Source organism: Saccharomonospora sp. NPDC046836 (assembly GCF_040645195.1).
Lineage (GTDB): Bacteria > Actinomycetota > Actinomycetes > Mycobacteriales > Pseudonocardiaceae > Prauserella_A.
On the sequence record NZ_JBEYXW010000005.1, the window covers coordinates 75093 to 99460 of the forward strand.

22 protein-coding genes are annotated in these 24368 nt (G+C 66.4%); 18 read left to right on the plus strand and 4 right to left on the minus strand.

Annotation, left to right across the window (positions count from 1 at the left end):
* Window positions 1-56: 56 nt before the first annotated feature.
* The 3 genes from ABZ863_RS08705 to ABZ863_RS08715 are packed head-to-tail and all read left to right on the plus strand — an operon-like array spanning window position 57 to window position 2834.
* Complete coding sequence (locus ABZ863_RS08705) at window positions 57-797, plus strand: TetR/AcrR family transcriptional regulator C-terminal domain-containing protein (protein ID WP_358532565.1); 741 nt, start codon at window positions 57-59, stop codon at window positions 795-797.
* Window positions 790-2436: an AMP-binding protein gene (locus tag ABZ863_RS08710; RefSeq protein WP_358532568.1), complete on the plus strand. Its 1647-nt coding sequence runs from the start codon at window positions 790-792 to the stop codon at window positions 2434-2436. The genes ABZ863_RS08705 and ABZ863_RS08710 overlap by 8 nt, the downstream gene beginning before the upstream one ends.
* A complete protein-coding gene (locus tag ABZ863_RS08715; RefSeq protein ID WP_358532571.1) occupies window positions 2433-2834 on the plus strand; it encodes a VOC family protein in 402 nt (133 codons plus the stop codon). The genes ABZ863_RS08710 and ABZ863_RS08715 overlap by 4 nt, the downstream gene beginning before the upstream one ends.
* Window positions 2835-2938: 104 nt before the next feature.
* On the opposite strand, the gene ABZ863_RS08720 is transcribed toward ABZ863_RS08715, so the two are convergent.
* Together ABZ863_RS08720 and ABZ863_RS08725 are read right to left on the minus strand one after the other, a co-directional pair.
* Window positions 2939-3838 carry a 2-hydroxy-3-oxopropionate reductase gene (locus tag ABZ863_RS08720; protein ID WP_358532574.1) on the minus strand — a complete coding sequence of 300 codons (900 nt, stop codon included), beginning with the start codon at window positions 3836-3838 and terminating at the stop codon, window positions 2939-2941.
* Entirely contained in the window at window positions 3835-4635 is an 801-nt protein-coding gene (locus ABZ863_RS08725; RefSeq protein WP_358532577.1) for a TIM barrel protein, read from the minus strand. The genes ABZ863_RS08720 and ABZ863_RS08725 overlap by 4 nt, the downstream gene beginning before the upstream one ends.
* 217 nt (window positions 4636-4852) lie before the next feature.
* Between ABZ863_RS08725 and ABZ863_RS08730 the strand changes: the two genes are divergently transcribed.
* The 7 genes from ABZ863_RS08730 (at window position 4853) to ABZ863_RS08760 (ending at window position 14095) form a co-directional block, all read left to right on the plus strand.
* Window positions 4853-6394, plus strand: a complete 1542-nt coding sequence (locus tag ABZ863_RS08730; protein WP_358532580.1) for an ABC transporter substrate-binding protein — start codon at window positions 4853-4855, stop codon at window positions 6392-6394.
* A 21-nt stretch (window positions 6395-6415) separates the two neighbouring features.
* Window positions 6416-8587, plus strand: coding sequence for an alpha-amylase family protein (locus tag ABZ863_RS08735; RefSeq protein WP_358532583.1), 2172 nt, complete (start codon window positions 6416-6418; stop codon window positions 8585-8587).
* Window positions 8584-9489 carry an SMP-30/gluconolactonase/LRE family protein gene (locus ABZ863_RS08740; RefSeq protein WP_358532586.1) on the plus strand — a complete coding sequence of 302 codons (906 nt, stop codon included), beginning with the start codon at window positions 8584-8586 and terminating at the stop codon, window positions 9487-9489. Before ABZ863_RS08735 ends, ABZ863_RS08740 begins: the two co-directional genes overlap by 4 nt.
* Before the next feature lie 28 nt (window positions 9490-9517).
* Window positions 9518-10468: an ABC transporter permease gene (locus tag ABZ863_RS08745; RefSeq protein ID WP_358532589.1), complete on the plus strand. Its 951-nt coding sequence runs from the start codon at window positions 9518-9520 to the stop codon at window positions 10466-10468.
* 32 nt (window positions 10469-10500) lie between these two features.
* Window positions 10501-12372 (plus strand): dipeptide/oligopeptide/nickel ABC transporter permease/ATP-binding protein, encoded by a 1872-nt coding sequence (locus ABZ863_RS08750; protein ID WP_358533157.1) that lies wholly within the window; start codon window positions 10501-10503, stop codon window positions 12370-12372.
* The gene (locus tag ABZ863_RS08755; RefSeq protein ID WP_358532591.1) at window positions 12369-13250 is read left to right on the plus strand and encodes an ATP-binding cassette domain-containing protein; all 882 of its coding nucleotides are present in this window, start codon (window positions 12369-12371) and stop codon (window positions 13248-13250) included. The genes ABZ863_RS08750 and ABZ863_RS08755 overlap by 4 nt, the downstream gene beginning before the upstream one ends.
* Window positions 13251-13399: 149 nt before the next feature.
* Window positions 13400-14095: a FadR/GntR family transcriptional regulator gene (locus tag ABZ863_RS08760; protein ID WP_358532594.1), complete on the plus strand. Its 696-nt coding sequence runs from the start codon at window positions 13400-13402 to the stop codon at window positions 14093-14095.
* A gap of 79 nt (window positions 14096-14174) precedes the next feature.
* Here the strand turns inward: ABZ863_RS08760 and ABZ863_RS08765 are convergent, their stop codons facing one another.
* Entirely contained in the window at window positions 14175-15806 is a 1632-nt protein-coding gene (locus tag ABZ863_RS08765) for an AMP-binding protein (protein ID WP_358532596.1), read from the minus strand.
* A gap of 139 nt (window positions 15807-15945) precedes the next feature.
* On the opposite strand from ABZ863_RS08765, the gene ABZ863_RS08770 reads away from it, so the two are divergent.
* Window positions 15946-16560, plus strand: a complete 615-nt coding sequence (locus ABZ863_RS08770; protein WP_358532599.1) for a TetR/AcrR family transcriptional regulator — start codon at window positions 15946-15948, stop codon at window positions 16558-16560.
* A 48-nt stretch (window positions 16561-16608) separates the two neighbouring features.
* Here the strand turns inward: ABZ863_RS08770 and ABZ863_RS08775 are convergent, their stop codons facing one another.
* Window positions 16609-18063 (minus strand): AMP-binding protein, encoded by a 1455-nt coding sequence (locus ABZ863_RS08775; RefSeq protein ID WP_358532602.1) that lies wholly within the window; start codon window positions 18061-18063, stop codon window positions 16609-16611.
* A 261-nt stretch (window positions 18064-18324) separates the two neighbouring features.
* On the opposite strand from ABZ863_RS08775, the gene ABZ863_RS08780 reads away from it, so the two are divergent.
* The 7 genes from ABZ863_RS08780 (at window position 18325) to ABZ863_RS08810 (ending at window position 24344) form a co-directional block, all read left to right on the plus strand.
* Complete coding sequence (locus ABZ863_RS08780) at window positions 18325-19635, plus strand: MFS transporter (protein ID WP_358532605.1); 1311 nt, start codon at window positions 18325-18327, stop codon at window positions 19633-19635.
* A 68-nt stretch (window positions 19636-19703) separates the two neighbouring features.
* Window positions 19704-20594, plus strand: a complete 891-nt coding sequence (locus ABZ863_RS08785) for a crotonase/enoyl-CoA hydratase family protein (protein ID WP_358532608.1) — start codon at window positions 19704-19706, stop codon at window positions 20592-20594.
* Between the two features lie 178 nt (window positions 20595-20772).
* Window positions 20773-21990, plus strand: coding sequence for an acetyl-CoA C-acetyltransferase (locus ABZ863_RS08790; protein WP_358532611.1), 1218 nt, complete (start codon window positions 20773-20775; stop codon window positions 21988-21990).
* A gap of 26 nt (window positions 21991-22016) precedes the next feature.
* Window positions 22017-22775: an SDR family oxidoreductase gene (locus ABZ863_RS08795; RefSeq protein ID WP_358532614.1), complete on the plus strand. Its 759-nt coding sequence runs from the start codon at window positions 22017-22019 to the stop codon at window positions 22773-22775.
* Complete coding sequence (locus ABZ863_RS08800) at window positions 22772-23548, plus strand: SDR family oxidoreductase (RefSeq protein WP_358532617.1); 777 nt, start codon at window positions 22772-22774, stop codon at window positions 23546-23548. Before ABZ863_RS08795 ends, ABZ863_RS08800 begins: the two co-directional genes overlap by 4 nt.
* Complete coding sequence (locus tag ABZ863_RS08805) at window positions 23545-23676, plus strand: hypothetical protein (RefSeq protein WP_358532620.1); 132 nt, start codon at window positions 23545-23547, stop codon at window positions 23674-23676. The genes ABZ863_RS08800 and ABZ863_RS08805 overlap by 4 nt, the downstream gene beginning before the upstream one ends.
* Window positions 23673-24344 carry an HAD family phosphatase gene (locus tag ABZ863_RS08810; protein ID WP_358532623.1) on the plus strand — a complete coding sequence of 224 codons (672 nt, stop codon included), beginning with the start codon at window positions 23673-23675 and terminating at the stop codon, window positions 24342-24344. Before ABZ863_RS08805 ends, ABZ863_RS08810 begins: the two co-directional genes overlap by 4 nt.
* Window positions 24345-24368 lie beyond the last annotated feature (24 nt).

Genomic DNA, 24368 nt, shown 5'->3' on the forward strand with positions numbered 1-24368 from the left:
CGCCGCCACCGGTTGTACTTCGTGCTAACTTGTATGCGGTACAAACTGGAGGAACGATGACCCGCGACCGCGAAACGCCGACGCCCTCGTGGCTGTCGGACCCCGATCTGCTCGACTCCGACCGCCTGCCGCAATTCGAAGCGGCCTCCACCCGCCGCCCCCGAACGGATGGGGAGCGGACCCGCGCCGCACTGGTCAATGGTGCGATCCCGTTGTTCCTCGATCGCGGCTACGACGGAGTCTCGGTCGCGGACATCGCGGCTGCGGTCGGTGCCTACCCCAACAACGTCACGTACCACTTCGGTGGCAAGGACGCGCTCTTCGTCGAGTCCGCGTGCCGGGCACTGCTGCGGACCGCGAGGCAAGCCGAGCTGCGGACCCGGTCGAGCCGGACCGTCGAGGAGCACACGCGGTCACTGATCTCGTTCCTGCTGGGTCCGGGATCCGGGGCTGTCATGCTGTTCGCCGACGCCATGCTCATGGCGCGCCGGAAGGAGCAGCTCCGCGACCTGGTCCGGGAGACCCTGCGCAAGCTCCACGTGGCCGGTGAAGCCGCCATGGTCGACACCTTCATGCGCACGGGGTGGAAGGTCCGTACCACCCCGGAGTTCATCACCCGAGGCTTCTGGACGGCAATCCTCGGTCTGGCCCTGGAGAAGGCCGCGCTCGGCGAGACCTTCGAGTACGCCAGCGCCGAGGCCGTCGCCGTCATGATGGTTCGGATGAACGCCAGTTCCGCCGGCGACTTCCGGTCTTTCGGAGTGTCGCTGGCCGAGACGGGGGACTGCCGTGAATGACGTCGTGACCCTGTACGAGCTGTTCGTCGACTCCGCGCGTCGCCACCACGACCTGCCGATGATCGCGGTGCCGCCGCGCCTTGTCGAACCGTGGCGGTTCCCAGCGGAAATGACGTACGGCGAGGTCCTGCAGCGTGTCGACGAGCTCGCGGACTCCTACGCGGCTCGCGGGTTCGGCGACGGCGACCTTGTCGCCCTTGCCTTCGACTCGCGCCCGCAGCACCTGCTGCACCACCTCGCGCTCAATCGGATCGGCACCTGCACTGTCCCGCTCAACACCGACCTCACAGCGCGGGAGCTCGGGTACGTCCTGTCCCACTCCGGTGCCAGCGCGGTCGTGTGCATCAGTGAGGTCGCCGATCACGTTCATGCGGCCGTGCGTGCCTCGGCGACGGACATCGCGGTCGCGGTCGACGGCCCCGCCGACCTGCCGCCGGTCGCCCCAGCCGACCGGGCACGCCTGGAGGTCTCGGCGGATCCGGCTGCGACACCAGCGGCGATCCTGTACACCTCGGGTACGACGGGGCACCCGAAGGGATGCGTCATCGACAACCGCTACGCCTTGGCATCCGGCCAGATGTACGGCAAGGCGACTGCCGGTCTGGCCCTGCGGCCCGGCATCGACCGGGTGCTCAACCCGCTTCCGCTCTACCACATGAACACCCTGATGATGACCGCCGGCGCCGTGATCGCCCGCGGCGCCTGCTTGGTTCTACCCGGGCGGTTCAGCGCGACGCACTGGTGGGACGACATCCGCGCGACGCGCGCCACGCGGTTCCACTACCTCGGCATCATGATCCCGGCGCTGATGACGACCCCGGCGTCACCGGCAGACCGTGACCACACTGTGGTCAACGCCATCGGCGCCGGGGTCGACCCGGCGGTGCACGCTGCCTTCGAGGAGAGGTTTGGCATCCCGTTGCACGAGGTCTGGGGCATGACCGAGACAGGCCGGGGACTGCTGGTGGCCGAGGAGCCTCGCCGCATCGACACCCGGGCCTGCGGCCGTCCCCAAGGCGGCATCGAGGCTCGCATCCTGCGCGAGGACGGGACTGAGGCTCCCGACGGCGAGGTCGGTGAGCTCGTCGTCCGCGACGGAAGCGGCGACCCCCGCCGAGGCTTCTTCGCCGGCTACCTACACGACCCGGAGGCAACCGAGGAGGCGTGGCGCGGCGGCTGGTTCCACACCGGTGACCTGTGCCGCCGTGGCGGCGACGGCATGTTCTACTTCGTCGACCGCGCGAAGAACATCATCCGGCGCAGCGGGGAGAACATCTCCTCGGCCGAGGTGGAGGCTGTGTTGGCCGAAGATCCGCACGTCGCCCAGGTCGCCGTCCTCGCTGTGCCGGACGCTCTGCGAGACGAGGAGGTGCTCGCGGTCGTCGTCCCGCGCGGCGGCAGTACTGATGTGGACACAGCCCGGGCGATCTGCGAGAGGGCCCGCGAGCGACTCGCGTACTACAAGGTGCCCGGATGGATCCGATTCACCGACACGCTGCCTACCACCGGGACCCAGAAGGTTCAGAAGCACCTGCTGTTGCCCGACGGCTTTGACGAGACCGCGAGCCGGCCCGGGCTGCATGACTGCCGCCCATTCAAGAAGCGGCGACCGACCACCGCTCAGGAGGCCCGACCGTGACCACCGACGTCACCTTGCATCACGTCCACCTCGTGACCGCTGACGTGCCGCGACTCTGCGAGTTCCTCGAGAAGAACTTCGACGCCGAGATCGTCTTCGACGACACGATCGACGGCGACCGCAACATCTTCCTGCGGATCGGCACCGGTCGCATCCACCTGTTCGAGTCGCGTCGGCCGCCGCAGCGGCAACGGAACATCTTCCACCACATCGGGATGATGGCCGGGAACCTCGAGAAACTCGTCGCCACGCTGACGGCGAGCGGGGTGGAGGTCACCGACATCACCCGGACGCCCGGCGGCGGCTTCGCCATGGTGACCGGTCCCGACGGCCTGCTCATCGAGTTGTTCGAGGTGACCGATCCGGAGAGCCGCAAGGCGTTCGTCGACGTGACATGAAATGGTCAATCCGCTGGACCGGATGAATCCGGTCCAGCGGACACCTTCGCCATGAATTCAGATCTCCCCGGACTTCAAGCTTCAGTGGAGCGGACGGCTTCCTGTCACGCTCCGACGGGCGAATGCTCGGCCAGGCCCGACATCCGCTCGGTGAGTAGCAGGAGTGCGGAGTGGTCGAGGTCGCCCTTGCCTTCGGCGACCAGTGACGCCATCAGCACGCTCACGAGCGAGCCGAGAGGGGCGGCGACTCCGGCGGCCCGAGCGGATTCCGCCACAATGCCCAGGTCCTTGTGATGCAGGCCCACGCGGAAGCCAGGGGTGAAGTTCCCGGCGAGCATCGACGCCGCCTTCCGGTCCAGCACCGCGCTGCCGGCGAGCCCTCCGGAGAGCACCTCGACGGCGCGCTCCTGGTCTACTCCCTGAGCGCGCAGCAAGGTCAGCGCCTCGGCGACGAGCTGGATCGTACCTGCGACGATGAGCTGGTTTGCCGATTTCACTGTCTGTCCGGCCCCTGACGGCCCTACATGCGCGATGGTGGTCCCCATTGCCTCGAGTACGGGACGCGTGAGCTCGAATGCCGCCGCGCTGCCGCCGACCATGATCGACAATGACCCTTCGACAGCAGCGGACTCGCCTCCGCTGACGGGTGCGTCCAGCACGTGGATGCCCTGGGCTTCGCCTTCTCGGGCAATGTCACGCGATACCGCGGGTTTGATGGTGCTCATGTCGATCACCGTTGCGCCAGGCTGCGCGAACTCGAACACACCTCCGGGTTCGAGGATGACCTTTGCGACGTCGGGGGAGTCGGGCAGCATCGTGATGATGACCTCGGCCTCGCGAACCGCGTCGGCGATCGATGACGCAGCACGCCCGCCGGCGTCGACAAGAGCCTGCGTTCTGTGGGCTGACCGGTTGAAGCCGGCTACCGCGTGGCCCGATCGTGTCAGGTTGACCGCCATGGGGGAGCCCATGATCCCCAGTCCGATGAAGGCAATGGTTGTCATCGTGCTGCCATCCTCCTGAGAGACTCCAGGGCGCTTTCCTGCTCCGCGACGAACTCGAGTCCGACCGCGCCGCCGTAGCCGACGTCGGAAAGCCTGGCCAGCCAGGAGTCGATCGGCAGATCGCCGGTTCCGGGCGCTCCTCGCCCCGGAGCGTCGGCGACCTGCACGTGGACGATGTCCTCGCGGAATGTGTCGATGACGCGTTCGACATCGTCGTCGTTGCTGTGGAGGTGATAGACGTCGAGCAACATGCCAACGCGCTCGGCGCCCGCATCGCGAGCAGAACTGAGAACCCGCCCGACGTCCGCTGCGGTCGATAGTGGGTAGGCAGGCAGACCGCTGAGCGCCTCGATCACAATGGTGCCGTCGATGGGCCTCAGCTCCTGGGACACCGCCACGAGGTTCTCGACAGCAGTGGCGTCATGCGTCACGTCGCTGACGCCTGCGAGCCGGAGGCCGTAGAGCACATTGAACACTCGGCACCCCGTCTGTTGGCCGATGCGGCATGCGATCTCGGCGCTCGCCCTGAGTTCGCTCTCCCGCCCAGGTGCCGACAGTACTCCTCGGTCGCCGGCATCCATGTCGCCGGCGAAGAGATTGAGTGCCACCAACTGCAGCCCCGCCATGTCGATGGCCTCGACGAACTCCTGGACTTCCTCGTCGGTGGGCCCGGCGGTCGCGAACGGCCACCAAAACTCGACCGCTTGGATTCCGGTGGATCGCACCAGCGCCAGACGTTCGGGAATGGGCAGATCGGACAGCAGGATCGAACAGTTGGCTGCCATCGTGACGCTCACGTGGGCTCCAAATTGGTTAGACCGGTTTGGGTGACTGGAACGTAGCTACTTCCTGGGGTGCGGGGCAACTGTCCTGGCGTACCTACACCGAAAAACGTCCAGTTGGGGGGAAACACAGTGTTGACAGTCACACTTCGAGCCGCTTAGTGTCGCTTGCCGCTGCCAGATTGGTAGGACCGAAATGTCACCCCTAGGGGTGGTGAAGGAGAGGTTGAGCATGTCGAGAGCCCGCCTGGTCATCAGGTGCGTCGCCGCCTTGTCGGGAGCAACGTTGCTGCTGACCGCATGTTCTTCTGTAGACACTGGCGACCGAGCGGCCGCCTCTGGTTTCAACATCAGCGAGGCTGACCGGAATGGCTCCCTCGTCTACGGCTCACAGATGGTCGACCGGACATTGGACCCCTTGGACGCGCGGTCCTCGAACTACATCACGGAACTCGCCCCGATCTTCGACACGCTCATGCGGATGAACCCCGATGGCGAGCTCGAGCCCGGTCTCGCCGAGGGATACGAGATCGTCGACTCGCGCACGATGCGGCTGACCCTGCGCGAGGGGGTGGAGTTCTCCGATGGCGAGCCGCTCGACGCAGAAGCCATCCGCACCAACCTCCTCCGTGTCCGAGATGCCGAGTCGCCCGAGCTGAACGTGGTGATGCAGGAGATCGAAGATGTCGTCGTCGAAAGCCCGACGACCCTGGTGGTGAAGCTCCACAACCCGGTGGTAAGCGAGTTCGTCCACGTTCTCTACTCGATGGAGACGATGCCGGTGTCGCCTGCGCAACTGGAGAATGCGTCCGACGAGGTCGATAGCGCTCCGATCGGCGCTGGTCCGTACCGAGTCGTCGGCTACTCACCCAACCAGCGAGTCGAACTCGAACGAATCGAGGATCACTGGGATGCCGAGAACTGGCCGATCAAGAAGTTGACGTTTCAGAACGTCATGGATGGGGCGCCGACCGTGACGGCCCTGGCTTCCGGCGACATCGACATGGCTCGGACAGGCGACGTCAGCCTGCTCAAGAGCATCCAGAGCAACCCGAATCTGCAGGTTGCCACCAAACCAGGTATGGCGCTGTTCTACATCAACTACTGCAAGTCGCGAGCCCCGTTCGACGATCCCGACGCTCGGCGTGCAGTGGCCCTTGGCCTGGATCGGGAACTTCTCGCCAAAACCTTGACCGCTGAAGAGGGCACCGTGGCGTACCAGGTCTTCCCGGAGTCGTCACCGAACTACAACCCCGATGCCGTGACGAAGTTCGATCCAGCCGCGGCACGCGACCTGCTCGGCGGAAAGCCACTGGAATTCGACCTCCGGTACAACATCGTGCTCGCGAGCGCGGGGCAGAAGCTCGCCGAGATCATGCAGGCGCAGCTTGCCGAGGCCGGCATCACAATGAACCCGCTGCTCGGCGAGAACTCCGAGCAGCTGTTCGGAGACCAGACCGACGCTGTTCTCACAGCCAGCACGCTACAGGGAATCCAGAAGGTCACGCGGCAGCTCGGGCCTGACGCGGTGCCCAACCTCTGCAAGTACAACAACGACGGATTCAATGATCTGACGGCAACGATCGCCGCGGCCGATCCGTCGAGTACGGAAGCGACGGATGCCTGGCGCGAGGTTGCGGCACTGATCGATGAGACGCAGCTGTTCACCCCACTGTTCTTCCTGACGAGCATCGCCGCATTCGATGGGACGAAGGTCAATTCAGCGGCCTTCACCCAGACGCCGACCGACTTCCGCTACGTATACGTCAAGTGACGTTCGAAAGGGACGACGACCGTGAGCTGGTTCGACGAACCAATGCGATGGATGCAGATCAATCTCGTCGAGGACGATCCCAGAAGTGCAGACGTCGGCCGGTGGAAGCAGATCTGGGAGAATGGCCGCGTAGAGGGGCTGACGATCAGTGCCGGCGGGGCCGTCGCGTTCTATCCCACCGACCTGCCGTTCCAGCAACGGTCGTCGTTTCTCGGGCAAGGTGACCTCTTTGGTGACCTTGTCGCGGCTGCCAAGGCGCTTGACATTCGCGTCTTGGCCCGCTTCGAGTGCCTGTTCCTTGACGAGTCGGTCTATGAGGCTCATCCGGACTGGTTCCGCACCAGTGCGTCCGCGATGCCCCAGACCATGCGCGACCTCACTGCGGCCATGCTCCGGGATGTCCCGGGCGTCACAGAGGCGCTGAAGCGTTATCGCGTCAGCGAAGGACATTACATGCCCTGCTGGCACGGGCCATTCTACCGGGAGATGATTCCTCTCGCGATGACCGAACTCGCACAGCGCTACGAGATCGACGGATTCTTCGCGAACGCGTGGCCGCAGCCTGGCGCCGGAACATACCCGGCGAACGTCGCGATGGCGTGTCACTGTCCGCACTGTCTCGCTCAGTGGGAGGACTGTTCGGGGGGTGAGCCATACCCTACGGCCGACGACCCCGACGACGAGTTGTGGCGCCGCTACATGGATTTCGTTTCGTCAGGTGCCGAGGTCGTCCATCGGAAATGGCAGGAGCACGCGAAGTCGTTGCGACCGGATCTGTCCTTTGTGGCCTGCACGACGGGTTCGATCTCGTCGGGCTTGAGGTGGTCGAGGTTCGGTCCCATGGACCTGGTGGCGAACGACTGCCAGGGCAGGGGGCTGGTCGGCGCCAAGGGTGAAGGAACGTCGACCGCCGGTGTGTGGATGGCCGGCCGGAGTGCAAAGATCATGCGCGCTGTCGCCGGCGAGCGCCCGCTGTTCCAGATCGTCGGTGCCTGGCAATGTGGCGGACCCTCCCGTCCGGCGCTGCGGCGCTCCGCGATGCCAGGGCAAGAACTCACCACGATGCTGGCGCAGGCGACAGCCAATGGGCTCCGCCCCTGGGCCAATGTGGCCGGTGGGACCATCTACGACGACCGGTGGATCGCTCCGCTGACAGCCTACTATTCATGGCACGCCTCGATCGACGAACATCTGCGCGGTGCGCGGTCCCTTGCCCGGGTCGCTGTCGTGTGGAGTCCGGAGAGTGGCGCGCCGTACACGCGACCGGCGGAACGCCCCTCGATGGTCGACGCTGTCAACGGTTGGTACCTCGCGTTGCTCACCGCACGAATCCCGTTCGAGATCGTCTCTCGTGAGCTGGTGACCGAGGACGACCTCGCCAGGTTCGATGTCGTCGTCGTCCCGAGCGGGACGATCCTCGACGAGCGGACAACGGGGTTGATCGAACAATGCGCCGAGCGATCCGGTGTGGTCATCGGGTGTGGGGTGTCGACCCCGCGCGCCTGGGCGCGCGACGTCATGTCGACTTCCGACGTTGACGGACCGTATCCGCCTGGGTATCTGGCGATCGACGGAATGGACCATCCTCTCGTCGCCGCCATCGGGGATCCGGATTACCTTCCCGCCGGGACCTGGCGCTCCCGTCCGAAAGTCGCGGCAGGCAATTCGGTGGGACGGCCCGCGCCGACGTTGCCCTTCCTGGCCGACAAGGCGTTCTTCCCCGACGACTGGGACGCCGCACCCGTCCTCTGCGTCGACGACCGCACGGTCGTGCTCGGATCCGACCTGGACGCGCTGCACGGCGTGACCCAGTTGCCCGACCCGGGTTCGGTTCTGGTGAACGCGGTGACCGTAGCGGCGAAGGACCGAAACCCCAGTGCGATCAGCGTCGAGGGCTCAGGCATGTTCGAGGTGACGGCCTGGCAGACGGACCGTGCGCTGGTGGTGCACTTGGTCAATCTGACGAGTCCTGACCTGTATGGTGGCCCGCTGACGTGGGTGGCCGAGCTGGGCCCACTGAGGGTGCGGATCGATCTGCCGAACGGTCGGGCCGTCACAGGCGCCGTCCTCCTTTCCGACGGGCGTGAGGCCGGACTGTCGAGAACCGCGGGATGCGTCCACGTCGAAGTGCCATCGCTGCACTCCTATGAGGTGATCCTGGTAGAGACGACGGACGAGGCGGTCGACTCATGAACACGACTCTGGGCCGACCCGGATCGTTGGGTGTCGTCTCCTTCCTGGAGGGGCCGGCGGCACTTGCCGATGGCCGGGTGTTCGTCTCGGACATTCGAGCCAACCGGATCTACTGCTGGACGGCAGAAAGGCAGTTGGAGGTCTTCCGTGACGACGCTGGGCGCGCGAACGGCAACATCGTTACCGCTGCCGGCTTGCTCTACACGTGCGAGGGCGGTGAGATGGGCCCCGGGGGGCGCCGCCGCATTGTCCGTACCGACCTTGCCACCGGCTCGACGGACGTGCTGGCCGACACCTACGAAGGCAAGCGCTTCAACAGTCCCAATGACTTGACGGTGGACGCCGAGGGCGTCGTGTACTTCACCGACCCCCGTTACGGCAGCGACCGGTCGGACCTCGAACTCGATGTGGAGGGCGTGTACCGGATCGGGCTTGATGGCGCGATCACCCGCATCCTCGGGCAAGACCATGTCCAGCGACCCAACGGCATCGCGCTCTCACCCGACGGTCGCACTCTCTATGTCGTGGATTCGCATCCGGCTGTCGGTGGAAACCGGCTGATCCTCGCAGTGCCGCTCGCATCGGACGGGACCGTCGGTGAACCGCGCACCGTGTTCGACTTCGGGCGAGCTCGGGGCGGAGACGGTCTGAAGGTCGATCAGGAGAACCGGCTCTATGTCTGCGCTGGGATCTTCCAGCCGCGGTCGGAGGGGGAGACCGACGAGGTGCCACCGGGTGTCTACGTGTTGCACGACGACGGATCGGTGGTTGGTCACTACCCGGTGCCGCACGACCTCATTACGAACTGCTGTTTCGGCGGCGACGACGGCCGCTCCCTTTTCATCACCGCCGGCCAGTCGGTCTTCACTGTCCATGTCGACGTCCCCGGCCTGCTCCACTGACCGAGCGCTCTACTGAGCGGAGACACTGATGTCCACTCTTCTCCTCAGGCGCATCGCGCTGATCCCGCTCCTGCTCGTCGGGGTCACTCTGTCCATGCAGTTGCTGTACCTGCTTCTACCGGGCGACCCGGCGGCCACGCTTGCAGGCGGCGAAAACGCCTCCTTGAGCCAAGTCGAACGGATTCGTGCGGAGTTGAAGCTCGACCAGCCTTTCTACGTCGCATACTGGGACTGGCTGACTCATGCGGTGCGCTTCGATTTCGGCAGATCTCTGGTGACTGATCAAGGAGTCGCCGAGGAGCTCTTCCGGCGCCTTCCGGCGACACTCAGCCTCGGGGTCGTCGCGTTGGTGATCGCGATCGCGATGGGTCTGATCGGCGGTGTGTTCGCTGCGATCCGGTGTGGAGGTTTCTTTGACAGACTCCTGCTGGCGGTGACCAGTGCCGGCATGGCCGTGCCCGCTTTCATCATCGGGATCGTGCTCATCGTCGTGTTCGCCGTAGAACTGGGCGTCGCCCCCGCCATTGGTTACGTGCCGATCAGCGAGTCGCCCGCTGAATGGGCGCGGCACATCGTCATGCCGGCCATCGCTGTCGCGATCGCACCGGCGGCGAGGATCGCCCGGACGTTGCGGGGATCGTTGATCCAGGCCCTGGACAGTCCATACGTGCTGACGGCGTGGTCCAAGGGAGGACGTGCCCGCGTTGTGATCCTCCGGCACGCGCTCCGCAACTCGCTCATACCAACCCTGACCGTTCTCGGTCTCCAAGTGGATCTACTGATCGGCGGCTCTCTGATCGTCGAGAACGTGTTCTCGGTTCCGGGTGTCGGCGCCTATGTCGCCAACGCCGCCACGGGGTCAGACCTGCCGGTGATTCAGGGAGCCGTTGTGCTGTTCGCGCTGGCCACAATCCTGGCCAACCTCGCAGTTGACATCGCCTACGGCATCTTCAACCCGAAAGTGAGGGTGTCATCGTGAGTCGCTCCATACACACTCGCGGGATCGCCTGGATGCGGCGAGAACCGCTCGCCGCATTCATGACCGTCTTCTTGGTGCTCTTGATCGTGGCCGCCTTTCTCGCGCCACTCCTCGCTCCGCACGACCCGTTGCAGCAAGACCTGACCAACGTGCTCGCCGCCCCATCGGGAACGCATTGGTTCGGCACCGATGACCTCGGACGGGACGTGTTCTCGCGGATGCTGTACGGAGCACAGGTGTCCCTTACCGCAGCCTTCCTGGCGGTGGGTGCCGCTGTGCTCCTCGCTGTGCCGATCGGGCTCGTCGCGGGGTACCGGGGTGGTCGCACCGACGCGGTGATCATGCGCCTGCTCGACATCCAGCTGGCGCTGCCGGGTCTCGTGCTGGTGATCGCTGTCGCCTCCGCTCTCGGGGGCGGCACCGTCAACACCATGCTCGCCTTGGCGATCGCGTTCGTCCCAGGACTGGCGAGGGTCGTCCGTGGCGAGACACTCGCGGTGCGGGAGGAGCCGTACATCGAGGCCTCGCGAGCAATCGGCACACCGTCGATGCGCATTCTGCGCACGCGCGTTCTGCGCAACGTTTCTCCGCCGCTCCTCGTCCAGGTCGCCATCACCTGCGGGCAGGCGATGGGTCTCGAGGCAGCCTTGAGCTTCATCGGTCTGGGCGCTCAGGCGCCTGAGGCGAGCTGGGGATCGATTCTGCGACGTGCGTACGATTCGATTTTCATCGCACCGGCGGCGGTGCTGGTACCCGCGGCATTTATCACTCTGACTGCGTGGGCATTCAACGCGTTGGGCGACGCACTGGGCAATCAGCTGTCGCTGAATGGGCGTACAGCGCGGAAGGGCACCCGGGCGCTCACGCTGTCCCAGACCACTGGTTCGGGCATTCGTCCGCAGTCGGCCGGGGTACTCGATGTATCGGAGTTGACCGTCGCCGTGGACACCGATCGTCGACGGGTCCTTGTCGAGGACGTGGCGCTAACGGTCGGCCGCGGACGCGTCACCGGCATCGTCGGGGAGAGCGGTTCGGGAAAGACGGTAACTGCCATGACACTCACACGACTGATGGCCTCGCCCCCGGCCGTGGTCACGGCTGGGTCCGTGCGGATCTGCGGCGACGAGATCCTCGCGATGCCGGCAGGGCAGCTCGCGGATGTCCGCGGACGTGTCGTCTCGATGATCTTCCAGAACCCAAAGGCGAGCCTGAACCCTGCTCTGACAATCGGTCGCCAGATCACCGAGGTGTTGCAGTGGCATGGGGCCATGGGACGAGGGGCGGCGCGGGCCGAGGCGGAACGGCTGCTCGAGCGGGTCGGCGTGCCGGCGGATCGGGCGCGGGCTTATCCCCACCAGCTTTCCGGCGGCATGTGCCAACGCGTGATGGTGGCCATGGCGGTCGCTTGCCGGCCGCAGCTGCTGATCGCCGACGAGCCCACCAGCGCGCTGGATGTGACCGTGCAGGCCGAGATCCTCGACCTGCTTCACGAGCTGGCTGAGGAGGGGATGGCCATTGTCCTGATCACCCATGACTTCGGAGTCGTCGCCGACATCTGTGACGACGTGGTCGTGATGTACGCGGGAGAGGTGATCGAGCAAGGACCGGTGGTCGAGGTGCTGGACAGGCCCGGTCATCCGTACACCGCGGCGCTCCTGAACGCGCTGCCAGCGCGAGTGCCCCGGGGAGAACCCCTTGCCGCGATCGAAGGGCGCGTGCCCGCGGCTGGCACGCGAATAGTCGGATGTCGCTTCGCCGAACGGTGTGCCTACGCCGTCGATGCGTGCCGGTCCGCTCCGATCCCCCTTGACGCGTCGAGCACGGGTGACCGGCAGGCTCGGTGTATTCGCAGCGATGAGTTGCTCGGTGCCCGCGTTCTGGAGCCTGAGAGCGAGAAGGTATGAGCAGCGCAGACGTTGTACACGATGGCCCGCTGCTGTCGGCGCGGGGCCTTTCGATCTCGTTCAAGGTCCGGCGCGGGCCGATCCGGTCCACGCGGGTCCACGCCGTGGATGACGTGTCGATCGACCTCTATCCCGGCGAAACCTTCGGTCTTCTCGGCGAGTCGGGCTCTGGTAAGTCAACACTCGGCCGGCTGTTGCTCCACTTGACGAAGGCCGACACAGGGACACTCACTTTCAGGGGTCGCGACATGTGGGCTGCCACGAACGCCGAGCGTCGGCGAATGCGCCGTCGCATGCAGATGGTGTTCCAGGACCCCTTCTCATCGTTCGATCCCAGCGTGAACCTGTTGCACAGCATGCGCGAGCCGCTCCAGGTTCACGAGCGTCTGTCGCGTGACGAACTCGACGCGCGGATTGCGGAGGTCGTGACCGCGGTCGGCCTTTCCGAGCGGCACCTGGCGCAGTTCCCGCGTCAGCTGTCGGGTGGCCAGCTGCAGCGGCTGGCGATTGCGAGGGCTCTTTCGCTCAAACCCGACATCGTCGTGCTCGACGAGCCCGTCTCCGCATTGGACATGTCGACCCAGGCGCAGGTTGTCAATCTTCTCTCCGAGCTGCAGGCAGCCCAGCCGGTTACCTATCTCTTCATCTCGCACAACCCATCGATTGTTCATCACATCAGTCATCGTGTCGGAGTCATGCGCCGCGGCCAGCTCGTCGAAGTGGGCGACGCTGACCAGGTACATGGTGATCCTCAGCACCCGTATACCCAGCGGCTGTTCGCGTCGCAACTGTCAGGCGATCCGAAACAGCGCAGACGGCCGGTGTCGCGTATCTCTGAGATGGGTGTCGAGGCGGCCTCGGGGAGGCAGCCGACGTAACCCGCTCGACACAGTCCAGCCGGTAGAGTATGGCGCGGATGGCGCAGAACTCCCAGTTCGGCCCACTGATGGCGTGATGGGACAGGGTAGAAGGAGTCGGAATCATCGAGGCTGTGTCTTCTAGGTCTTCCAGGTCTTCCAGCAACAAGGTGGCCGACCGTACGAAGGTCTATGTCACGGCCGTCGATCGCATCCTTTCGGGCATTCGGTCCGGCCAGTTCGCGCCGGGTAGCGCCTTGCCCTCGGAGCGGGTGCTCGCAGCCGAGTTGTCCGTCAGCAGGGGGTCCTTGCGCGAGGCGCTTCGCGTCCTCGAACAAGCCGGCGTCCTCGAAGCGCGGCCCGGCAGCGGTACCTACGTCGCAACCGAAGGCGCGTCGCAGGCGTTGTCGATGCGTGCGCAGGCGGCTGCGATTGGCGATCACAGCCCGCTGGACGTCATCGTTGCACGGGCTTCGATCGAGCCGGTTTGCGCGGAACACGCCGCGCGCGCGCGAACTCAGGCGGACATCACAGTCATTCGAGCGCACCTCGATGAACAAGCGCGTCTCACGGCTGCGGGGTTGGACGCTTCGGAGGCGGACAATCAATTCCACCTGGCTATCGCCGCCGCGAGTCACAACAGTGTGCTTGCTTCGCTGGAGCACACTGTGATCAGTCTGATGCACGAACAGACCTGGACGGATCTCAAATCCAGGTCGCGGCAGCGGTCGGGGGACCAGTTCCTGGAGCACCATCGAGTCATCCTTCAAGCAATTGAGCAGGGTGACACTCGTCGAGCTCACCAGGCAATGCTCATGCACATCAGCTCGATCGAGATGGCGCTCATCGCGGAGCTGGACGGCTGAGCGGGTTCCAGGTCGGCGTCCGCCGCCCGGTGGCCGCAGCCTAACCGGGCAGGCGCTCTTCCCTTGCCCAACCCGGACATCACTGCTCCCGGGATGGCAGCCGGGTGAGGGCGCTCGCCTCGATCAGCTCGCGGAGCCGGAACTTCTGCAGCTTGCCCATCGCGTTGGTGGGCAGCGTGTCCGTGAGGTACCAGTCCTTCGGCGTCTTGTGGGGTGCGAGCTGGCCCCTGACGAAGTCGTGCAGCTCCTCAGCCGTCACGTCGCTCCCTGGCTCGAGGGAGAGCACCGCCGCGACCGTTTCGCCCCACTGCTCGTCTGGGATGCCGAGCACGACAATGCTTGCCACCGCTGGATGCCGGCCAAGCACTGCCTCGATCTCGCGTGGGTAGATGTTCTCCCCGCCTCGGATGATCATGTCTTTGAGCCGACCGGTGACGCGGAGGTAGCCGCGCTCGTCCATGACGCCGAGGTCGCCGGTGTGCAGCCAGCCGTCCTTGTCGACGGTGCTTCTTGTCTCGTCCGGCATGCGGTGGTAGCCCAACATCACCTGGTAGCCGCGCGCACAGATCTCGCCGATCTCGCCACGTCCCACGACCGAGCCGTCCTGCGGGCTACGCACACTGACGTCGACGTTCGGCAATGGCCTACCGACGGTGTGGCACTTGTCCTCGACCGTGTCGTCCGGATTGGTCTGGGCGACGATGGGGCTGAGTTCGGTCTGGCCGTAGACCGTGGAGAACCCGGCCCCCATGCGCTCCTCACAGGCCACCACCAGCTCGGGCGGCACGGTGTCGCCGCCCGACATGACCAGCTTCAACGACGACAGGTCGCGGGGCTGGGTGTCCTGCCGCGCCAGGAGGGCGCGGAGCATGGCCGGCACGGCGCCGAAGACATCGCCGGCGTATCGCTCGACGGAGGCGAGCATGAGGTCGGGGTCGAACAGTACACAGAGCACGAGCGTGCCACGCCGGCTCAGCGTCCCGAGGCCGGCCGTTCCGCAGCCGGCGGTGTGGAACAGCGGCATCGACGACACCCATGTCACGCCCGCCTCGACGTGCCCCCTGGTGAGGACGTAGTCGGCGTTGGTGAGCATGGCACGGTGACTCAGCAGCGCGCCCTTGGGAAACCCTGTGGTGCCGGAGGTGTACTGCAACTGAGCCGGCGCCTCCGCGCTCACCTCCGGCAGAGCCCGCTCGGGTGCTGGCCGGCGCCGGATCTCGTCGAGCCAGCCTTGTAGCCTGATGTGCTCGCGCACCGCCGGTACGTGGGGGAGGACCTCGGCGATCAGCGCGGCCATATCGGTGCCGCGGAACTGCTCCGCGTAGGCGACCCCGACCGAGTCCGATTGTTTCAGCAGGTACTCGAGTTCGGCGCCGCGCAGCGCAGGGTTGGCCGTGACGAGTACCAGACCGGCCAGTGCCGCGCCGTGCTGCAGGATGATCCACTCGGGCAGGTTGGGTGCCCAGACCGTGAGGTGATCGCCCGGCTCGAAGCGGTCGAGCAGCCAGTGGGCGGCGCGCCTGGCGTCGTCGAACAGCTCGCTGTAGGTCCAGCTCCGCGGCTCCTCTCCGGGACCCACCGAGATGAGCGCCACCCTGTCGGGGACCTCTGTGGCAACGGTGCGCAGCAGTTCGCCCACGCTCGTGTCCAGGTAGGACGCAGTGCGATCGGCCGGGTAGAGCGAGGGGAGTGCCACTTCGTCACCGGTCACGACGTTTCCTCTCGAGTCCTCGGGGTCTACGACGTCCCTTCAGATGTCGGCCGTCACGTTTACACAGGCCGTCTCGACTGTCAATTGTTGACCTGCGCGGCGCCCGCATGCGTGCGGCGTGATCTCGTAGAGTGCGGGCATGGCCGTCCTAACCCGCAAGGAGCAACGAGCGCGGACCCGTGAGGCGTTGCTCGATGCGACGATCGCCTGCTTGGTCGAGTACGGCTACGCCGGGACGACGACCCAGCGGATCCAAGAGAAGGTCGGCGTCTCCAGGGGAGCGCTGCTGCATCACTTCGGCTCCAAGGCCGAGCTTTTCGTAGCAGCCATTCACCACATCTCCGACAAGCGGCTCCTGACGTTCCCGAAGGTGGGGAAAAGGGCCCCGGTCGGCGCCGAGACGTTGCGCAGACTCATCTACGAGATCGCGGACGACATGACGGGCCCTCCGTTCCAGGCGGCGATGCAGTTGTGGATCGCCGCGCGCACCGACGAGGAGCTGCGCGAGGCGCTGCTCCCTGCGGAGCGACGGCTGGGTTCGGCCATGCGCGAGATTTTCGACAAGTATTCGGGGATCGAGGACCCGCACGCCGCTCGTGTCGCCTTCGAATCGCTGATGGCGATGCTCCGGGGCCTAGAGGTGACGCGTGCGATGCGAAAGGACGAGAAGCTCGCCCGGGAGGTCGTCGATCACTGGGTCGCGACGGCACTGCCACCTGTCGGAGAGGCGGTTCCCGGCGACGTCCGCTCCTGAGCGGGAAGCATGACCAACTGAGCTGATGGACGTCGAGGAGCGTCCTGGTCAGGCTCCCGAGGTGAGTCGCCTCAGTGCGGGCTTGTCGATCTTCCCGACCGGATTCTTCGGAAGCTGCTCGATGATGGTGACCTCGTGCGGCACCTTGATCCGCGTCAGCCTCTCCCGGCAGTGCTCGATGACGTCATCTCCCGTCAGAGGCGATCCGGGATAGACTGAGACGTAAGCGACAGGGACCTCGCCGAGCACCGGGTCCGGCCGGCCGACGACGGCCACTTCGAGGACGCCGTCGAGACCGGCGATGGTCTTCTCGATCTCTTTGGGGTAGAGGTTCTCGCCACCGCGGATGATCATGTCCTTGATCCGGTCGACGATGCTCAGGTAGCCGTCCTCGTCGAGGATCCCGACGTCGCCGGTGTGCAGCCAGCCGTCGATCACGGTCTCCGCCGTCGCCTCGGGGCGGTCGAGGTAGCCGCGCATCACGGTCGGGCCGCCGATGACGACCTCGCCCCGCTCGCCCGGTGCCATGTCCTGTCCGTCGGGTCCGACGATGCGGATGGTCACGCCCGGCAAGGCAGGGCCCACGGTCCCGGTCTTCAGCACGCCGTCGACAGGGCCGATCGCGCTGGCGCAGGTGGCCTCCGTCAACCCGTAGCCTTCGATGATGCGGAACCCGTACCTCCGCTTGCTGGCGTCGAGCAGTTCCTGGGTGACGGGCGCGGCGCCGCAGGAGACGAACCGGAGCGAGGAGGTGTCCGGCTTGACGTCCTCCGGCAGGGCCGCCAGCAGGGCGTAGATCGTCGGCACCGCCGAGAAGTACGTCGGTCGCAGCCGCTCCACGTACTCGAAGAATGTGGACGCCGAGAACCGTCCGATGATGGTGGTCCGACCGCCGACCCGGAGCGGGGCGAGCACGCTCGCGAAGAGCGCGTTGACGTGGAACAGCGGCAGGATCAGCATGCAGTGGTCGGCGGCGTCGAGCTTGCAGAAGTCGGCCATGATCGTGCTCATCGCTTCGCAGTTCGCGTGGTCGAGCATGACGCCCTTGGGCTTGCCGGTCGAACCGCTGGTGTAGATCAGCATCGCGATCTCGTCCTCGGCGAGCTCGGCGGGCGGCATCGTGCGGTGGGCGATGGTGGCGATGTCGGCGACCGGTAGGACCGGCGCGCCGAGTCCCTCGGCGGCCTCGGGCGCGATGACGATCTTCGCCGAGGCGTCGGTTATCTGGTACGACGCCTCCTCCTGGCCGAATGCCGGGTTGATCGGAGTGACTGCCGCGCCGAGGCGCCACGCGGCGCCGACCGCGACCACGAGTTCCACCTGGTTCGGCAGCATGACGGCGACCACGTCGCCTCGCCCGACGCCGCTGGCGGCGAGCTGCGCGGCCAGGGCCTCCGTACGGTGGTCGAACTCGGTGAAGTTCAGGCTGACCTTGCCGTCGGCCAGTGCGGGAGCATCGCCGAACCGCTCGGCCATCGTCCATGGCAGGTACCCGAATCGCACGTTGCGTCCTCTCTTCCGCTCCCGGCAACGCCGCTGAATCACTCGCCAGGAGGCGATGCGATGGGCGCTACACAATGCGCAACAGATTTTCAGAGTCCGTCCAGACCGTCAACGAGAAGTCGTTGACGGTCTGGACGGACTGTGGGAATGTAGCCCGCGTCACACTCCGGGTGATGGCGCCACGAGGCACTCGCCGTGGCCCGGCCTGCGCGGTGTATGTCGCCTCGCCCCAAGCCTCCCTGTCTTCCAAGGAGACTGCTCATGTCAGAACGAACCGCGGCCCCGGCGACGGAGCGGGCACAATCGCAGCGACGCTCGCTCCTCGTCAGTGGTCTGGGCAACGTGCTCGAGTGGTACGAGTGGACTGTCTATGCGGTCTTCGCGCCCTTTATCGCCGTCGTCGTCTTCAACGCCGAGGACGAGGTGTCCGCGCTGCTCTCGACCCTGGGGGTCTACGCCGTCGGGTTCCTCATGCGCCCCGTGGGTGGCATCGTCTTCGGGCGGATCGCCGACCGCAGAGGGCGCAAGTTCGCCCTGCTGGTGACGATGACGCTGATGGCGGTGTGCAGCCTGGCGATCGGGCTGATTCCCACCTACGCCACAGTGGGAGCCCTCGCCTCTCTCCTTCTCGTCCTCCTTCGCCTGCTGCAGGGTTTCGCGCATGGTGGCGAGTCCACGGTGGTCGGTGTCTACATCGCCGAGATCGCCACCCCGAAGCGTCGTGCGCTGTGGAGCAGTCTCACCTTCGTGGCCATCTTCGGTGGTGCGGTCGTCGCCTACCTGGTCGGCGCGGCCGTCACCACGATCTACGACGACGCGACCGTCGTCGACTGGGCCTGGCGGATCCCCTTCATCGTCGGCGGTCTCGCCGCGCTCGCGGTGGTCGGGCTCCGCAGCCAGATGTCCGAGCCCGAGGTGTACGCAGACGCCGCCACCGCCATGACCAAGGCGCCACGTGCGTCGCTTGGTGAACGGTTGCGCGTCATTGGGTTGATCTTCGCGCTGATGGCCGGCGTGACGGCCGCGCACTACACCTGGCAGTCCTACGCCTCGACGTATGCCATCACCCAGAAGGGGATGGATGCCAGTGCCGCGTTCTGGATGTCGCTGGTCGCCACCTCGATCGCCATGATGACGGTGCCGCTCTTCGGGGTGCTCGCCGATCGGGTAGGGCGGCGGCCGATGCTGCTGTTCTTCGCCATAGCAGCCTTCGTGCTGCAGTTCCCCTTGATGCAGCTCATCAGTGACCGGCCCTGGACGCTGCTGGTCGCCTCCACCGTCGGGCTGTTGCTGGTCTCCACCGCGTGCTCGATCTCCGCTGCCATGTCCGAGATCGTCCCGACTCATGTCAGAGCACAGGTCCTGGGCATCGGGTACTCGCTTTCGGTGGCATTGTTCGGCGGCACCGCGCCCTACCTCAACCAGATGTTCAACAGCGAAGGGATCCCGTGGGCGGCCAGCGTCTACATCATGGTGCTGGCCGTGATCACCGGCGTCGCCGCGTTGAGGATCCCCGAGACTCGCAACGCTGATCTCAACCAGCCATCGGCTGATGGGCCACGCATTCATTGACAGTCCAGTCTGCCCGTGAAACTGTCGTCGACATACCGTCCGAGCTGAGAGAGGCGAGCTGAGAGACAATGACAGCGAGCACGAACACGATCGCCTACGAAGTCCGCGACCACCGGGCCTACATCACGCTCAACCGGCCCGACCGCCTCAACGCCATCACGGCGGAGATGGCCCGGGAGATCCGGGGAGCCGTTGCCGCCGCTAATGACGACAGCACTGTGCGGGTGATCATCCTTCAGGGGGCCGGCCGTGCCTTCAGTGCCGGCTACGACCTGAAGATGTACGCCGAAGGCGGCATCGACCACCAGCCTGAGGTGTGGGACCCCATCCAGGACTTCCGCGCGATGAAGGCCAACACCGACGACTTCTTCTCGTTGTGGCGCTCGGCGAAGCCGACCATTGCGAAGGTCAGGGGCTACGCGGTGGCTGGCGGCAGCGACATCGCACTGTCCTGCGACCTGGTGGTCATGGCTGAGGACGCGAAGATCGGCTACATGCCGGCGCGGATCTGGGGTTGCCCGACCACCGCGATGTGGGTCTATCGGCTTGGCGCTGAGCGGGCCAAGCGGATGCTGCTGACCGGCGACACCATCGATGGCGTCCAGGCGAAGGAGTGGGGCCTGGTGATCGACGCCGTGCCGGAAGCTGACCTGGACGGCGCCGTCGAGAAGCTCGCCGACCGCATGGTGAGCGTGCCGACGAACCAGCTCATCATGCAGAAGTTCATGATCAACCAGGCTTACGACAACATGGGTCTGCAGAGCACGCAGACGATCGCGACCATCTTCGACGGCATCACCCGCCACTCACCCGAGGGTCGCTGGTTCGTCGACTTCGCTCAGGAGCACGGCTTCGATGCTGCCGTGAAATGGCGCGACCAAGGGCGGTTCATCCCCGATGGCGGCGGGGAACTCCCGACTGCCGACGAGGTGGCCACGCTCGACGGCATCAGGAAGTAGCGTCGCCAGGGCCGCTGCCGTCCGGGTTGCTGGGGCATCGGCTCCCCGGGAGCGGCCGGTCTGACCGGCCTCATGTGATGTGCGCGATTCACGATGCCGATTGACGGCGGTTCGCCTGGGTTGCAGAGTAGGCGGAACGCTACTAAGCAATCGCTTACTTACCCACTCGGGAGTGTCAATGCCAGAAGCTGTCATCGTGGCCAGCGCTCGTTCGCCGATCGGCCGGGCCGTCAAGGGCTCGCTGAAGGACATGCGCCCCGACGACCTGGCCGTCCAGATGGTGCGGGCCGCGCTGGCCAAGGTGCCTGAGGTCGACCCGAACGAGATCGACGACCTGATCCTCGGCGTGGGACAACCGGCCGGGGAGTCCGGTAACAACCTGGGCCGTGCTGTGGCGGTCCTGGCCGGCTTCGACCACCTGCCCGGAGTCACCGTCAACCGCTACTGCTCGAGCAGTCTGCAGACCACGCGGATGGCGTTCCACGCGATCAAGGCTGGTGAGGGTGATGTCTTCGTCTCGGTAGGCGTGGAGACGGTGAGCCGCTTCGTCAAGGGCGATGCCGACGGCTTGCCCGATACGCAGAACCCGGTGTTCGGCCAGGCGCAGGCCCGCACCGCGAAGTCTGCGGCCGGCGGCCAGAACTGGGCCGACCCTCGCCTCGATGGCGAACTCCCCGACCTCTACATCACGATGGGCCAGACGGCGGAGAACGTCGCCCAGCTCAAGGGTGTGACGCGCGCGGAGCAGGACGAGTTCGGCGTTCGAAGCCAGAATCTCGCCGAAGCCGCGATCGCCAGCGGTTTCTGGGCCCGTGACATCACGCCCGTCACGCTCCCCGACGGCGGCGTGGTCAGCGCGGACGATGGACCACGCACCGGTGTCACCATGGAGGCGGTCGCGGCGCTCCGGCCGGTGTTCCGGCCGGACGGCACTGTCACCGCAGGCAACTGCTGCCCCCTCAACGACGGCGCTGCCGCGGTCATCGTCATGTCCGACACGAAGGCGGCCGAGCTCGGACTCACCCCGTTGGCCCGGATCGTCGGCACCGGGGTCAGCGGGCTGTCGCCCGAGATCATGGGCCTCGGCCCCGTCGAGGCGACCAGACGCGCGCTGGCGAACGCCGGACTGACGATCGATGACATCGACCTGGTGGAGATCAACGAGGCGTTCGCTGCGCAGGTCATTCCGTCGGCCCGCGAGCTCGGCATCGACTTGGACCGGCTCAACGTCAACGGCGGTGCCATCGCAATCGGTCACCCGTTCGGCATGACCGGCGCGCGGATCACCAGCACGCTCATCAACTCCATGCAGTCCCACGACAAGCAGTTCGGACTGGAAACCATGTGCGTCGCTGGGGGACAAGGCATGGCCATGGTGCTGGAACGCCTGAGCTGATCAGGACTGAACGACAGGAGACAGACATGAGCACGGGGCTCGGAGGCAGGACCGCCATCGTGACCGGCGCCAGCCGCGGGATCGGTCTGGGGATCGCCCAGCGGCTGGTCGCCGATGGCGCCAGGGTTGTGGTCACGGCGCGCAAGAAGGAGGCACTCGACGAGGCCGTCGCGCTGCTCGGCGGCCCGGAGCATGCGCTCGGGGTGGCTGGGAGAGCGGATGACCCCGAGCACCAGGCGGAGACCGTGCGACTGGCGATCGAGACGTTCGGCAGTGCCGATCTTCTGGTCAACAACGCCGGCATCAATCCGGCCTACGGTCCGATCGTCGAGCTGGATCTGAGCGCTGCGCGCAAGGTCGTCGAGGTCAACTGCCTCGCCGCGGTGTCGTGGGTGCAGCAGGTGCACCGGGCCTGGATGGGGGAGCACGGCGGAGCCGTCGTCAATGTCTCCTCCGTCTCGGGGGTCAAGCCTGCGCCGGGGATCGGCATCTACGGCGCCAGCAAGGCGATGCTGATCTCGCTCACCGAGCTGCTCGCCGTCGAGCTCGGGCCAGACATCCGGGTCAACGCGATCGCTCCCGCGGTGGTGAAGACCCGGTTCGCGACCGCGCTCTACGAGGGCCGTGAGGAACAGGTCGCGGCCACGTACCCGCTCAAGCGCCTCGGCATACCCGAGGACATCAGCGGAGCGGTGGCATTCCTGCTCTCCGACGATGCCTCGTGGGTGACCGGACACACCATCGTGATCGACGGCGGAGTGACGTTGACCGGAGGTGTCGAGTGAGCGCGGCCGGCGTCGTCGTCACCGGAGCGGGGCACGGTATCGGCCGCGCCCTCGCGGCCCGCTGGGCCGCCGAAGGCGCCCGCGTCGTGGTCAACGACCTCGACACCGAGGCGGTCGAGAAGGTCGCCGCCGAGATCGGGGGACAGGCCGTCCCCGGTGACATCTCCACCGAGGCCGGCGTAGCCGCCCTGATCTCGACAGCCGAGGAGCGACTCGGCGGCATCGAGGTCTTCTGCGCCAACGCCGGCATCGACCGTGGCCACGGCCTGGCGGCCGCAGAGGAAGACTGGGCGGCAGCCCTCGACGTCAACCTGCTGGCCCACGTTCGGGCCGCCAGGCTGCTGGTGCCGCGCTGGCTCGAACGCGGGGGAGGGCGGTTCGTCGTCACCGCATCGGCGGCAGGGCTTCTCACGATGCTCGGTGGGCCCGCCTACTCGGTGACCAAGCATGGTGCGGTCGCCTTCGCCGAGTGGCTCTCTGCCACCTACCGGCACCGAGGCGTGCGTGTCCACGCGATCTGCCCGCAGGGGGTGAAGACGCGCATGCTGGCGGAGGCCGGGCCCTACCAGGAGCTGCTCAGCCACGACAGCGCGCTGGAGCCCGAGGATGTCGCCGAGGCGCTGTGGCAGGCGATTGCCGAGGACCGGTTCCTGGTGCTTCCGCATCCCGAGGTGGCCGACTACTACATCGGTCGCGCCACGCAGACCGACCGATGGCTCAGCGGGATGAACCGGCTCCAGCAGCAGATCGAGCGCCAGGTGGAGCAGGGATGAGGGTGTCGCAGGTGGCCGAGCTGGGCGTGCCGGGGGACGTTCTCCGGCTCGTCGACGTGGCACACCCGGTGCCGGGTTCGGTCCAGATGGTCGGCCGGGTCGGCAGGGTCGCCGGAGCCGGCCGATGAGGAAGTCGTACGGCCTCGACGCCGTCCTCTTCGATTACGGTGGCGTGCTCACCAACCCGGTCCGTCACTCGATCGAGGCCTGGCTGGCTGCTGACGGAATCGAGCCTGCCTCGTTCTCCCGCACGCTGCGGCGGTGGCTGTCGCGGGACGCCGAGGAGGGCACCCCGATCCATCGGCTGGAGACCGGCGAGCTGACGGCCGCGGAGTTCGACGCGCTGCTGGCCGCTGAGCTCACCAGCGTCGACCAGCGCCCGGTGGAGCCCACCGGCATGCTGTCAAGGCTGTTCGCGGGGATGCGACCGGAGCCGGTCATGTTCGCACTGGCGGAGGAGCTGAGGGGGCTGGGCATCCGGGTCGGGCTGCTGTCCAACAGCTGGGGCAACACCTATCCCCGGGAGCGGATCGACGCACTTTTCGAGCCCGTCGTCATCTCGGGCGAGGTCGGACTGCGCAAGCCCCACCGGCAGATCTTCGACCTCGCGCTGCAGCGCCTCGACCTTCCGGCGAGCCGGGTTCTCTTCGTCGACGACGCCGAGCCCAACGTGCTCGGTGCCCGGGCGGTCGGTCTGCAGGCCCTGCAGCACGCCGATCCGGCGTCCACCCGAGCGGCGCTCGCCGCCCTGATCCCCGGCGTGACCGCCCACCCGACAGGAGCAGAGAACTCATGAAGGACGACGGGATGGGGCCAGTCA

What these genes read in the sequence shown, in the direction of transcription:
- ABZ863_RS08705 (WP_358532565.1), top strand. Translation starts at nt 57, where the DNA reads ATGACCCGCGACCGCGAAACGCCGACGCCCTCGTGGCTGTCGGACCCC.
- ABZ863_RS08720 (WP_358532574.1), bottom strand. Translation starts at nt 3,838, where the DNA reads ATGACAACCATTGCCTTCATCGGACTGGGGATCATGGGCTCCCCCATG.
- ABZ863_RS08730 (WP_358532580.1), top strand. Translation starts at nt 4,853, where the DNA reads ATGTCGAGAGCCCGCCTGGTCATCAGGTGCGTCGCCGCCTTGTCGGGA.
- ABZ863_RS08740 (WP_358532586.1), top strand. Translation starts at nt 8,584, where the DNA reads ATGAACACGACTCTGGGCCGACCCGGATCGTTGGGTGTCGTCTCCTTC.
- ABZ863_RS08745 (WP_358532589.1), top strand. Translation starts at nt 9,518, where the DNA reads ATGTCCACTCTTCTCCTCAGGCGCATCGCGCTGATCCCGCTCCTGCTC.
- ABZ863_RS08750 (WP_358533157.1), top strand. Translation starts at nt 10,501, where the DNA reads ATGCGGCGAGAACCGCTCGCCGCATTCATGACCGTCTTCTTGGTGCTC.
- ABZ863_RS08755 (WP_358532591.1), top strand. Translation starts at nt 12,369, where the DNA reads ATGAGCAGCGCAGACGTTGTACACGATGGCCCGCTGCTGTCGGCGCGG.
- ABZ863_RS08770 (WP_358532599.1), top strand. Translation starts at nt 15,946, where the DNA reads ATGGCCGTCCTAACCCGCAAGGAGCAACGAGCGCGGACCCGTGAGGCG.
- ABZ863_RS08780 (WP_358532605.1), top strand. Translation starts at nt 18,325, where the DNA reads ATGTCAGAACGAACCGCGGCCCCGGCGACGGAGCGGGCACAATCGCAG.
- ABZ863_RS08785 (WP_358532608.1), top strand. Translation starts at nt 19,704, where the DNA reads ATGACAGCGAGCACGAACACGATCGCCTACGAAGTCCGCGACCACCGG.
- ABZ863_RS08790 (WP_358532611.1), top strand. Translation starts at nt 20,773, where the DNA reads ATGCCAGAAGCTGTCATCGTGGCCAGCGCTCGTTCGCCGATCGGCCGG.
- ABZ863_RS08795 (WP_358532614.1), top strand. Translation starts at nt 22,017, where the DNA reads ATGAGCACGGGGCTCGGAGGCAGGACCGCCATCGTGACCGGCGCCAGC.
- ABZ863_RS08805 (WP_358532620.1), top strand. Translation starts at nt 23,545, where the DNA reads ATGAGGGTGTCGCAGGTGGCCGAGCTGGGCGTGCCGGGGGACGTTCTC.
- ABZ863_RS08810 (WP_358532623.1), top strand. Translation starts at nt 23,673, where the DNA reads ATGAGGAAGTCGTACGGCCTCGACGCCGTCCTCTTCGATTACGGTGGC.